General features: G+C 61.5%; 11 protein-coding genes. 8 read left to right on the top strand and 3 right to left on the bottom strand.

All coding sequences use genetic code 11. The annotated features are described in order from the left end of the window. Positions 1–23: 23 nt before the first annotated feature. Positions 24–2,081, bottom strand: coding sequence for a TonB-dependent receptor domain-containing protein (locus SKZ59_RS17020; protein WP_319992420.1), 2,058 nt, complete (start codon positions 2,079–2,081; stop codon positions 24–26). Between the two features lie 157 nt (positions 2,082–2,238). On the opposite strand from SKZ59_RS17020, the gene SKZ59_RS17025 reads away from it, so the two are divergent. From SKZ59_RS17025 to SKZ59_RS17050, 6 genes are all read left to right on the top strand, one after another. Further along, positions 2,239–2,694: a Fur family transcriptional regulator gene (locus tag SKZ59_RS17025; protein WP_034759891.1), complete on the top strand. Its 456-nt coding sequence runs from the start codon at positions 2,239–2,241 to the stop codon at positions 2,692–2,694. Between the two features lie 121 nt (positions 2,695–2,815). Further along, entirely contained in the window at positions 2,816–5,428 is a 2,613-nt protein-coding gene (gene alaS / locus SKZ59_RS17030) for an alanine--tRNA ligase (RefSeq protein WP_319992421.1), read from the top strand. 237 nt (positions 5,429–5,665) lie between these two features. Further along, on the top strand, positions 5,666–5,893 hold the full coding sequence (locus SKZ59_RS17035; protein WP_010395510.1) for a sulfurtransferase TusA family protein: 228 nt from the start codon (positions 5,666–5,668) through the stop codon (positions 5,891–5,893). 243 nt (positions 5,894–6,136) lie between these two features. After that, the gene (locus tag SKZ59_RS17040; RefSeq protein WP_034759884.1) at positions 6,137–6,886 is read left to right on the top strand and encodes an electron transfer flavoprotein subunit beta/FixA family protein; all 750 of its coding nucleotides are present in this window, start codon (positions 6,137–6,139) and stop codon (positions 6,884–6,886) included. A gap of 81 nt (positions 6,887–6,967) precedes the next feature. Next, positions 6,968–7,900, top strand: coding sequence for an electron transfer flavoprotein subunit alpha/FixB family protein (locus tag SKZ59_RS17045; RefSeq protein ID WP_034759881.1), 933 nt, complete (start codon positions 6,968–6,970; stop codon positions 7,898–7,900). A gap of 92 nt (positions 7,901–7,992) precedes the next feature. Beyond that, positions 7,993–9,783, top strand: coding sequence for an acyl-CoA dehydrogenase (locus SKZ59_RS17050; protein ID WP_319992422.1), 1,791 nt, complete (start codon positions 7,993–7,995; stop codon positions 9,781–9,783). Between the two features lie 201 nt (positions 9,784–9,984). Here SKZ59_RS17050 and SKZ59_RS17055 read toward each other — a convergent pair whose 3' ends face one another. Both SKZ59_RS17055 and SKZ59_RS17060 read right to left on the bottom strand, forming a co-directional pair. Continuing rightward, entirely contained in the window at positions 9,985–10,608 is a 624-nt protein-coding gene (locus tag SKZ59_RS17055; RefSeq protein WP_070303695.1) for a glycine zipper 2TM domain-containing protein, read from the bottom strand. Between the two features lie 137 nt (positions 10,609–10,745). Continuing rightward, positions 10,746–11,180: an NINE protein gene (locus tag SKZ59_RS17060; RefSeq protein ID WP_034759870.1), complete on the bottom strand. Its 435-nt coding sequence runs from the start codon at positions 11,178–11,180 to the stop codon at positions 10,746–10,748. Positions 11,181–11,458: 278 nt separating this feature from the next. Between SKZ59_RS17060 and rpsP the strand changes: the two genes are divergently transcribed. Continuing rightward, positions 11,459–11,710, top strand: coding sequence for a 30S ribosomal protein S16 (rpsP, locus tag SKZ59_RS17065; RefSeq protein WP_010395524.1), 252 nt, complete (start codon positions 11,459–11,461; stop codon positions 11,708–11,710). Between the two features lie 13 nt (positions 11,711–11,723). Continuing rightward, positions 11,724–12,281 carry a ribosome maturation factor RimM gene (gene rimM, locus SKZ59_RS17070; protein WP_058051091.1) on the top strand — a complete coding sequence of 186 codons (558 nt, stop codon included), beginning with the start codon at positions 11,724–11,726 and terminating at the stop codon, positions 12,279–12,281. The last annotated feature ends 48 nt before the right edge of the window (positions 12,282–12,329 follow it).

A 12,329-nucleotide genomic window follows, 5' to 3' on the forward strand; every position in this document is an offset into this window, starting at 1 on the left:
AGCCGACCTACGTTTCAAACAGCTTAGAACGTTACACGCATGCCGACCGTCAAGTTACGTCCCATCAACGGCGCCGCATTCTTGATGAACGAAGTATGGCTGTACGCCAGTTCATTCGTCAGGTTGTTCGCCTTGATGTAGAACTGGGCCGGCGTCGTGCCGATGCGCGTGTCGTAGTTGGCGGAGAGGTTCAGCATGTTGTAGCCCGGCGTTGCCGTTTCGAATGCGGCCACTTTATCCTGCTTGCCCACGCGGTAGAACTCGGCCACGCCGCTCCATGCCTGCCAGTTGGCGTCGAATTTCACGCCGACGCGCTGGGCCGGTATGCGCGGCAAGTTGCCGCCGCCGTCGGCCAGCTTGGCCCGCACGTAGTCGCCGAACACGCTGGCGCCGAACATGGGGTTCAGTTGCTGGCGGATCTGGCCTTCCACGCCCGTAAACGTGGCATCGCGCTGGGCGTACTGGATCAGCTGGAAGCCTTCGTGGCTGTCCAGGGTGGAGCCGAAGATGTAGTTATCGACCTTGTTGCGGTAGGCGCTGGCCGAGAACGTCGTGGCGCCCGCATATTTGCGCAAGGTCAAGTCGATATTGTTCGACGTTTCCTTGCCCAGGTTTTCATTGCCCAGCTCATACGTGGCTGTGGCCATGTGCACGCCGTGTGCATACAATTCCTCGGCGCTGGGCAAACGGTGCGTGCGGGAAATGGTCGAGCCGAGCGAATACTGGGGCGCGAATTTCCACACGGCGCCCAGCGAGACCGACGTGCCCTTGGCGCTGCGGTCTTGCAGGGTGGCGCTGTCGACCGTGATGTCTTGCCATTCGTGGCGCAAGCCCGCCTCGAAGCGCCATTGGTCGAGCTTGTATTCCTCGACCAGGAAAGCCGCGTGTTTCTTCGTTACCGTCGGCGCCACGTACGCTTCCTCGCCCAAGGCGGAGAAATCGCGTTTCGACGTTTGCAGGCCGACCACGCCGCGCCAGCCGAAGACGGGATGGTGCTCCATTTCCAGGCGTGCATCGCGGCCCTTGTTCTTGAAGGTGGTGGCGATTTCCGTGCCTTCGATTTCATCGTGCTTGTAATCGGTGAACGAAGCGCGCAGGCGCAGCTTGGCGAAGCCGGGTACGGGATCGCGCAATTCGCCGCGCACGTCCCAGCGTTCGCTCTTCAGTTTCACGTAGGGAACGGCACCATCTTCGTGGTCGTGATCATGTTCCTCTTCATCACCGTGATCGTGGCCTTCGTGGCCGCCGCAATGCAGGTGCGTGCCGTGCGGGTGGCAGCTTTCGAATTCGTGGTTGTGGCCGGGTAATCCATATTCCGCGTGCTGGCTGGTGAAGGCCAGGCCCAGGAAACCGCGCTCGCTCACCCACGACACGCCCACGCTGCCCGTGTCCGTCTTGTTGTAGCTGCCGGCTACTTTCGAGCCGCCCTCCCAGCCGCTGCCGACCTTGTATTCTTTTGCGTCGCGCTTGACGCCTTCCGCGTGGAAGGCGATGTTGCCGGAGCCGCCAGTCACTTCAAAGGCGCCCGCCTTTTCGCGCGCGGCCGAGTTGGCGCGCACTTCCGCGCTGCCTTCAAAACCTTTTGCGGGCACGCGCGTGGGGATTTTCTTGTCGATCACATTGACGACACCGCCGACGGCACCGCCGCCGTAGGCCAGCGCGGAGGGGCCGCGCAGGACTTCAATCTGTTCCGACAGCATCGGTTCGGCCGCGACGGCATGGTCGGGGCTGATGGTCGACGCATCCTGCACTTCGGCGCCATCGGACAGCACCTTGACGCGCGGGCCATCCATGCCGCGGATGATGGGACGGCTGGCGCCGGCGCCGAAATGGCTGGACGCGATACCGGGTTGGCCGGCCAGGGTTTCGCCGAGGGTCGCCGCCCTTGCCAGCACCAGTGCGTCGCCTTCGAGTACGGTAACGGGCGTGCTCATGTCGTCGCTGCCCAGGGCCAGGGCGCTGGCCGAGACGGTGACGGCGGGCAAGGTTGTCGCCTGCTGCGCCAGTGCGCTGGCGGGAGCGGCAAAGGCCAGCATGATGGCCAACGCGAGGGGAGTGGGTTGGTGAGGACGGACGGACATGGGCAAAAGTTCCTTATTCGCTATCGGTATTGGCAGGGTTGGGGCAGCGCGTGACAGGTAAATGCCTGCCCTAAGTTGATAATGATAACCCATTATCATTACTGTGTGACAGTTTTTCCGGGCGGTAGATACAGGCGGATGGTGTATTCTGTCGGCTATGGAACGCACAACACGTCAAAAAACCGCAATTCAAGCCGCCATCGAGTCGGCCCAGCGCCCCTTGTCGGCGCAGGAAATCCTCGAACAGGCCAGCTTGCAAGTGACGCAGCTGGGCATCGCCACCGTTTACCGCAACTTGAAGTCCCTGGTGCTGGAAGAAAAGGTGCATGTGGTGACCTTGCCCGGTGAAAACCCGCGCTACGAGTCGAACACGGCGGCCAATCACCATCACCACCATTTCCAGTGCACCACGTGCCAGCGCGTGTTCGACGTGCATGATTGCCCGGGCGACTTGAAGCGCATGGCGCCGCAAGGCTTTGTCGTCGAGCGCCATGAACTGACCCTGTACGGCCGCTGCGCCGACTGCAACGCCGCCGCGGGCGTCACGGGGGCTGCGGCCGCCAAGGCCAAGCCCGCGCCACACGCCTGCGCCAGCCACCACGACCCGGCCTGAGCGGGCGGGGCGGCATGCGTGGGCAGGCTTGCAACAATGCTGGCTGCCCGGCGCCAATTCCCGTACCTAGATCACGTATAATCTTCCCTTTAAAGCTGCCGCCACTCTTTGCCAAAAAAACATGAAATCAACTGAAATCCGCGACAAGTTCCTCAAATTTTTCGAGTCCAAGGGCCATTCCATCGTCCGTTCCAGCTCCCTGGTGCCAGGCAACGATCCGACCTTGCTGTTGACGAACAGCGGCATGGTGCAATTCAAGGATGTGTTTACAGGCACGGACAGCCGTCCCTACACGCGCGCCACCTCGGTGCAGCGCTGCGTGCGCGCCGGCGGCAAGCACAACGATCTGGAAAACGTCGGCTACACGGCGCGCCACCATACTTTCTTTGAAATGCTGGGCAACTTCAGCTTCGGCGACTATTTCAAGCGCGACGCGATTCAATACGCGTGGGAACTGCTGACTAAAGTCTATGGCTTGCCGGCTGACAAGCTGACCGTCACCGTCTACATCGAAGATGACGAAGCGTACGATATCTGGGCGAAAGAAATCGGCGTGCCTGTCGAGCGTATCATCCGCATCGGCGACAACAAGGGTTCGCGCTACGCATCGGACAATTTCTGGCAGATGGCGGACACGGGCCCATGCGGTCCTTGCACGGAAATCTTCTACGACCACGGCGCCGACATTCCTGGCGGCCCGCCGGGCTCGCCTGATGAAGACGGCGACCGCTTCATTGAAATCTGGAACCTGGTGTTCATGCAGTTCAACCGCGACGAAGCGGGCGTCATGCACAAGCTGCCGAAGCCATGCGTCGACACGGGCATGGGCATGGAGCGCCTGGCAGCCGTGCTGCAACACGTGCATTCGAACTATGAAATCGACCTGTTCCAGCACCTGATCCGCGCCGCCGCGCGCGAAACGGGCGCCACGGACCTGGAAAACAAGTCGCTGCGCGTGATCGCCGACCACATCCGCGCCGCCGCCTTCATGATCGTCGACGGCATCATTCCAGGCAGCGAAGGCCGCGCGTATGTACTGCGCCGCATCATCCGCCGCGCCTTGCGCCATGGCCACAAGCTGGGCCAGACGAAACCGTTCTTCTACAAGCTGGTGGCCGATCTGGCCATCGAGATGGGCGGCGCCTATCCCGAGCTGGAAGAAGCGAAAGACAACGTCGCCAATATGCTGAAGGCCGAGGAAGAGCGTTTCGGCGAAACCCTGGAAACGGGCATGAAAGTGCTGGAAGCGCAGTTGGCCAAGGATGCCACAGGCATCGACGGCGCCACCGCTTTTACCTTGTACGAAACCTACGGCTTCCCGCCGGACTTGACGGCCGACATCTGCCGCGAACGCAATATCACGTTCGACCAGGCCGGCTACGACGCGGCCCTGAAGGAAAGCCAGGAACTGTCGCGCAAGGGCGGCAAGACGCACAAGGACAGCAAGGTCGAGTACACGGGCGAGAAAAATAAATTCGTCGGCTACGATCAATTGACGTTCAGCGGCAAGGTGGTCGCGCTGTACGCGGCCGGTACGCAGGTAGCTGAACTGAAAGCTGGCCAGGAAGGCATCGTCGTGCTCGACACGACGCCGTTCTACGCGGAATCGGGCGGCCAGGTGGGCGACCAGGGCGTGATCGCCTCGGGCGCCGGCAGCTTTGCCGTCAGCGATACCCTGAAAATCCAGGCGGACGTGTTCGGCCACCACGGCGTGCTCGAATCGGGCGTGCTGAAAGTGGGCGACGCCGTCTCGGCGCAAGTCGATACGGCCAAGCGCGCACGCACGATCCGCAACCACTCGGCCACGCACTTGATGCACAAGGCCTTGCGCGAAGTGCTGGGCAGCCACGTGGCGCAAAAGGGTTCGCTGGTTGACCCGGACAAGACCCGTTTCGACTTCAGCCACAATGCGCCGATGACGGCCGAGCAGATCGCCGCCGTGGAAACCATCGTCAATAAAGAGATCCTGGAAAACCGCGCCACGCAAGCCCACTTGATGTCGTTTGACGATGCCGTCAAGCATGGTGCGATGGCCCTGTTCGGCGAGAAATACGGCGATGAAGTGCGCGTGCTCGACATCGGCAGCTCGAAAGAGCTGTGCGGCGGCGTCCACGTGCAGCGCACGGGCGACATCGGCCTGTTCAAGATCATCGGCGAAAGCGGCGTTGCCGCCGGTATCCGCCGCGTGGAAGCCGTGACGGGCGAGGGCGCGCTGGCGCTGGTGCAAACCATCAACCGCCGCCTGGTCGAAGCGGCCAACGCCCTGAAGGCGCAGCCGGAAGAACTGACTGCCCGCATCGGCCAGGTGCAGGACCACGTGAAGGCGCTGGAGAAGGAACTGGCCGCGCTGAAATCGAAACTGGCCTCGGGCCAGGGCGATGAACTGGTCACGCAAGCCGTCGATGTCAACGGCATCAAGGTGCTGGCGGCCGTACTGGACGGCGCCGACGTGGCCCGTTTGCGCGAAACCATGGACAAGCTGAAGGACAAGCTGAAAACGGCCGCCATCGTGCTGGCTAGCGTGGCGGACGGCAAGGTCAGCCTGATCGCCGGCGTGACGGCGGACGCGACTTCCAAGGTCAAAGCGGGCGAGCTGGTGAACTTCGTTGCACAGCAAGTGGGCGGAAAAGGCGGCGGACGCCCCGATATGGCGCAGGCTGGCGGTACCGATCCGAGCGGTCTGGCGAACGCCCTGGCTGGCGTGCCGGCCTGGGTCGGCGAGCGCGCAAAATAAAGCGTAAGCTAGCAGGCATGCGGGGTTTTCGCCCCACAGCCTCTTGAAAACGGCCCGCAGACGGTGTTTGCGGGCCGTTTTGCCGTGTGGAATCTCGTTGTGACACCACAACAGCCGATGAACTATTTTGGTGCAGCGCGTCAATGCCCCTGATTTAGAGTAGTATGTCGAAAATCAGTACAACAAAACAATGGTGGGATATTGATGATGAGCGACACACTACTTGATACCGAGATTATGGAATTTCACAAAGAACTCGACGCGCGGGGCTTGAATTGCCCGTTGCCGATTCTGAAGGCGAAAAAGGCTTTGTCAGAGCTGCAGAGCGGGGAAGTGCTGCGCATCATGGCAACCGATCCCGGTTCCGTGCGCGACTTCCAGGCTTTCGCCAAGCAAACGGGCAATGCCCTGCTGTCGCACGTGCAGACGGGTACCGAATTCGTCTTCCTGATGCAACGCAAATAATTCTGCCAGCCGGGGCCGCCGTGGCGCGGCCTGGTTTTCCTTCCCGAGCCAGCCCTTTTGCTGCCCTGCAGCGTAGCGGCGGACACCCTTGAAATCCCCGAAGCTGGACAGTTTAGATGGATTGCTCTAACAAAAAATCGCACGATCGTGCTTAAATTCGGTTCAAGATTCAAATTTCTCTTATAATCGAACGCACAATCAGCACTTGATCCGTCATTTTTATAATTTCCCAAAGGCATAGCTATGAAAGTCTTGGTACCCGTCAAACGCGTGGTCGACTATAACGTCAAAGTCCGCGTCAAGAGTGACGGCACTGGCGTCGATACCGCCAACGTCAAAATGTCGATGAACCCTTTCGATGAGATCGCGCTGGAAGAAGCGATGCGCCTGAAAGAAGCTGGCAAGGTCACTGAAGTGGTCGCCATCTCCTGCGGCGTGACGCAGTGCCAGGAAACCCTGCGCACGGCCATGGCCATCGGCGCCGACCGCGGCATCCTGGTGGAAACGACGACCGAACTGGAACCGCTGGCCGTGGCCAAGCTGGTGAAATCCCTGGCCGAGAAAGAACAGCCGCAACTGATCATCCTGGGCAAGCAAGCGATCGATGACGACAGCAACCAGACCGGCCAGATGCTGGCTGCGCTGCTGGGTTGGCCGCAAGCCACGTTCGCTTCGAAAGTCGTGCTGGAAGACGGCAAAGTCACCGTCACCCGCGAAGTCGACGGCGGCCTGGAAACCCTGGCATTGACCTTGCCAGCGATCATCACCACCGACCTGCGTTTGAACGAGCCACGCTATGTGACCTTGCCGAACATCATGAAGGCAAAGAAAAAGCCGCTCGAGACCGTCAAGCCGGAAGACCTGGGCGTCGACGTTGCGCCACGCCTGAAGACCCTGAAAGTTGTCGAGCCAGCCAAGCGCTCGGCCGGCATCAAGGTCCCGGACGTCGCTACCCTGGTCGCCAAGCTGCGTACCGAAGCCAAGGTTATCTGAGCGGTTTGCCGCCAAAACATAAAATCTGGGGTCAGACCCGGCGGGTCTGACCCCGGCACTTGCTAACTATTAGGAATAATCATGGTCGCATTAGTTATTGCTGAACACGACAACGCTACCTTAAAGGGCAGCACCCACCACACCGTGACCGCGGCTGCCCAGTGCGGCGGCGACGTGCACGTACTGGTCGCAGGTTCGAACGCATCGGCCGCTGCCGCTGCCGCCGCGCAAATCGCCGGCGTGACGAAAGTCATCGTGGCCGACGCGCCGTACTTTGCCGACGGCCTGGCCGAAAACGTGGCCGAGCAAGTGCTGGCCATCGCCGGCAACTACAGCCACATCCTGGCGCCAGCCACCGCCTACGGCAAGAACATCCTGCCGCGCGTGGCCGCCAAGCTGGACGTGGCGCAAATCTCGGAAATCACCAAGGTCGATTCCCCTGACACCTTCGAGCGCCCGATCTACGCCGGTAACGCGATTGCTACCGTGCAATCTGGTGACAAGATCAAGGTCATCACCGTGCGCACGACCGGTTTCGACGCCGCTGCCGCCACCGGCGGTTCGGCTGCCACGGAAACCGTCGCCGCCGTTGCCGATGCCGGCAAATCGGCCTTCGTGGGCCGCGAACTGGCCAAGTCCGACCGTCCTGAACTGACCGCCGCGAAAATCATCGTGTCGGGCGGCCGTGGCATGGGTTCGGCCGAGAACTTCCACATCCTGGAACCGCTGGCCGACAAGCTGGGCGCCGCCATGGGTGCATCGCGCGCCGCCGTCGACGCCGGCTTCGTGCCGAACGACTGGCAAGTGGGCCAGACGGGCAAGATCGTTGCGCCATCGCTGTACATCGCCGTCGGCATCTCGGGCGCGATCCAGCATCTGGCCGGCATGAAAGACTCGAAAACCATCGTCGCCATCAACAAGGATCCGGAAGCGCCGATCTTTGCCGTGGCCGACTACGGCATCGTGGGCGATCTGTTCGAGATCGTGCCGCAACTGGTCAAAGAACTGGGTTAAGTCACACCCCTTCCGGTTTTGTTACTGACAAAGCCACGCCGGCCCGCCCCACACGGCGAGCCGCGCGTGGCTTTTTTCTTGGAGAAAAGAAGATGAGCTATCAAGCCCCGCTGAAAGACATGTTGTTCGTGATGAACGAACTGGCCGGCCTGGCCGAAATCCACACCTTGCCGGGTTGCGAAGACGCCACGCCCGACACGGCCGAAGCCGTGCTGGAAGAGAATGCCAAGTTCTGCGGCGGCGTGGTGGCCCCTTTGAACGGCCCCAGCGACAAGGAGCCGAGCTTCTGGCATGACGGGCAAGTGACCACCTCGAAAGGCTTCAAGGAAGCGTTCAAGGCCTATGGCGAAGCGGGCTGGCAGGGCGTGCAGCATCCGACCGAGTTCGGCGGCCAGGGCTTGCCCAAGCTCCTGGCCACGCCGTGCATCGAAATGCTCAACTCGGCCAGCATCTCGTTCGCCCTCGTCGCCCTGCTGTCGGACGGCGCCATCGAAGCGCTGCTGACGGCCGGCAGCGACGAACAGAAAGCTGTCTATCTGGAAAACCTGGTCTCCGGCAAGTGGACGGGCACCATGAATCTGACGGAGCCGCAAGCGGGCTCCGACCTGGCCGCCGTGCGCACGCGCGCCGTGCCGCAGGAAGACGGCACCTATAAAGTATTCGGCACGAAGATTTTCATCACGTACGGCGAGCACGACATGGCGGAAAACATCGTCCACCTGGTGCTGGCCCGCACGCCGGACGCGCCCGCTGGCGTGAAAGGCATTTCGCTGTTCATCGTGCCGAAGTTCCTCGTCAACGCGGACGGCAGCCTGGGCGCGCGCAACGACGCCCATTGCGTGTCGATCGAGCACAAGCTGGGCATCAAGGCCAGCCCGACGGCCGTGCTGCAATTCGGCGACCACGGTGGTGCCATCGGCAGCCTCGTGGGCGAGGAAAACCGCGGCCTCGAGTACATGTTCATCATGATGAACGCGGCCCGCTTCGGCGTCGGCCTGCAAGGCATCGGCCTGGCCGAGCGCGCCTATCAGCAAGCCGTGGCGTTCGCCAAGGGCCGCGTGCAGTCGCGCGACCTGGCCGGTTCGCCTGGCCCCGTTTCCATCATCCACCACCCGGACGTGCGCCGCATGCTGATGTCCATGCGTTCGCAAACGGAGGCGGCGCGCGCGCTGGCCTACGTGGGCGCGGCCATCAGCGACGTGGCGCACCACCATCCCGATGCGGAAGTGCGTGCGGAAAGCCTGGCCACCTATGAATACCTGGTGCCTGTCATCAAGGGCTGGGCCACGGAAATGTCGCAGGACGTCACGCGCGACGGCGTGCAAGTGCATGGCGGCATGGGTTTTATTGAAGAAACGGGCGCGGCCCAGCATTACCGCGACGCCAAGATTCTCACCATCTACGAAGGCACGACGGCCATCCAGGCGAACGACCTCGTGGGCCGCAAGACGGTGCGCGACGGCGGCGCCGTGGCGAAAGCCATCATCGCCCAGGTGCGTGCCACGGAAGCCCAGCTGGGCGAGCTGACGGGCGCCGACTTCCAGGCCATGCAGCGTCACCTGGCCGAAGGCAGCGCGGCCTTGGAAGCCGTGGTCGAGTATGTGGTGGCGAACATGAAGGCGGACATCAAGGCCGTGTTTGCGGGCAGCGTGCCGTACCTGAAACTGGCCGGCATCGTGCTGGGCGGCTGGCAGATGGCGCGCGCGGCCGTGGTGGCGCAGCAAAAGCTGGGCGAGGGCAGCGGCGACGCCGCGTTCTACAAGGCGAAAATCGCCACGGCCCGTTTCTTTGCGGACCACATCCTGTCGCAAGCGCCAGGATTGCGGGCCACCATCATCGATGGCAGCGCCGGCGTGATGGCGCTGTCGGAAGAGCAGTTTTAACCGGGGTCAGACCCCCTCGTCCGCTAACGCCGAGCTTTGATGTTAGCGTTGGCGAGGGTCTGACCCCAGCAGTTTGCTGAAGGCAGGCTGAATGCAAAAAAAGCGCTGGAGATCACTCTCCAGCGCTTTTTTTAACCCCAAACGTAAGTGCCGGGGTCGGACCCTGAGGGTCCGACCCCAGTCCTTGCTCTTGGGTTCAGCTTACCTTCTGGCAATGCCATTACCCGAATTGCGCACCAGGTCGCCAGCCGCCAGCCCTGGATCCTGATCAAACGCGAAGTCAGCCTTGGCGCCCGTTTCGTATTGCACGGTGACGGTCCACGTCTTGGCGTTCTTCATGTGGCCTTCGACTTGCTTGCCAGCGTAAGCGCCGCCAGCGGCGCCGGCCAGGGTGGCCAGGTCCTTGCCGCGTCCGCCGCCGACCTGGCGGCCCAGCAGGGCGCCGGCCACGCCGCCACCGATCATGCCCAGGGCGCCGCCTTCGCCGGCTTTTTCAGTGACGTTGACTGCCAGCACCTTGCCGCACTCGGCGCAGATCTGCTGGGCAGGCTTGCTGTTCTGGCCAGCGTACGAGTTGCCAGCCTTTTGCGCGGCCTTGGCGTTGATGATGGCCTGGTCGTATTCGCCCTTGGCGTCGCGCAGGCATTGCATGCGGGCTTTCGAGCTGGTTTCTTCTGCGCACAATTTCTTGTCGTCCGCGTAGCGGGTGCTGGCTTGCTTCGTGTCGTACGCGTATTGCGCCTTCGGCGACAGGTTTTGCGCGAAGGCGGAGGTGCTGAACAGGGCCGTGACGGCAACTGCGAGGATGAGTGGGCGACGAATCATGATCTTCTCCTAGGGGGGTGTTAAATGAACCAGTAATGTCGGCATTGTGAATGCAGTATAGAGGAAAATCATGATTGCTTACCAACACTTACATGTGCGCGCGGCGCGCCTTGATGGCGGTGGTTGCCGCATGGAAATTAACCGTAGGCGCCGCCTGTGTACAGCAAGTCGAACAGGCGCGCCATGGTGGCGATCAGCACGCCCGCGCCTAGCATCAAGGTAGCGACCAGCACGACGGCCAGGGGCCAGCCCGTGTCCGACGCGCGGCCGGAGGCGGCGTTGTAGCGCGCATCCCATTTGTCGTCCGGCATCAGGCCCAGCACCAGCGCTTCCAGGAAGCCGCCCAGCGCGGACAGGGTCAGCGGCAATATCTGGTAAAACCAGTCCGCCTCGGGAAACAGCTGGCGCAGCAGCAGGGAGGCGGGCAGGGCGGCCAGGTGTAGCCAGCCCCAGCGGTCTTTGGCGCCGTGCAGGTAGAAGCGGTGGGCGCCCAGGCAGCCCAGCAAAAAGGCCAGCAGGCTGGTGAATGCCTTGTTCTTGTGCGACTGTTGCAAAATGGTAGCGGTGGTCATGGGACTCCAGAGTTGCTCATCGGTAAAGATTGTCAGTATCGGTCATTCCCTGCCGCAACGATAGCACTTTCGTGCCGTGTTCAGGCGATGCCGTCACCGCCTGGACGTGGCATCGGCGGCACGATAGACGCACGCGCCTATTGCGTCTTCGGCCATGACTGGTCATAATGTTTGATTAGCCCAAATTACACGCCCGTCATCATAACGCTTGCTGCCTGGCGGTAAAGCGCGCTATAATTTGCGGCTTTTTCCGCCTCAGCACACTTTTTGGAAATATTATGGTCGTTATTCGTTTAGCTCGTGGAGGCGCCAAGAAGCGCCCGTTCTTCAACATCGTCGCTACTGATTCGCGCAATCGCCGCGATGGTCGCTTCATTGAGCGTATCGGTTTTTACAACCCGATGGCGCAAGGTGGCGAAGTTCCACTGCGTATCACCGCAGACCGTCTGGCCTACTGGCAAGGCGTTGGCGCACAATTGTCGCCAACCGTTGCTCGCCTGGTAGCTAGCAACAACAAAGCAGCAGCTTAATTAGATCACTGGTTTGACGGTCAAGACTGCATCCGGGGTGAAAGTCCCCGATGACCTGGTACAGGTAGGCTATGTCTCCGGTGCCTATGGCATTGCTGGCGGAGTCAGGATCACTCCTTTCTCCGACGACGCGGATGCATTATTAAGCGTCAAAACCTGGTGGTTTGATAAACCGACCTTGCATGATGTTCAAGTCAGGCAAGCGAAGTTACACGGCGGCGACGTCGTGGCCCAGCTGGTGGGTGTGGTCGGGCGGGATGCCGCAGAAGCGCTGAAAGGCGTCTCTGTGCAAATTCCGCGTAGCCATTTCCCGACGCTGACGGCCGATGAATTTTATTGGTCCGATCTGATCGGACTGACAGTCGAGAATTTGCAAGGCGAGTGCCTCGGCACAGTGCACGACATGATGAGCAATGGTCCGCAGTCGATCTTGCGCGTTACGCCCGTCGCCACTGCTGATGAGACCGTTGAAAAGGCGCCTGAGCGCCTGATCCCGTTTGTTGGCCAGTTTGTCATTAACGTTGACAAGGCTGCCAACAAGATCACGGTCGACTGGGGCCTCGATTATTAAACCGCCTGCGCTTAACAATGCGCCGGGCAAACTTTGCAGGATGGTGAA

The sequence above is a fragment of the Janthinobacterium sp. GMG2 genome, from assembly GCF_033949445.1.
GTDB classification, from domain to species: Bacteria; Pseudomonadota; Gammaproteobacteria; order Burkholderiales; family Burkholderiaceae_D; genus Janthinobacterium; species Janthinobacterium aestuarii.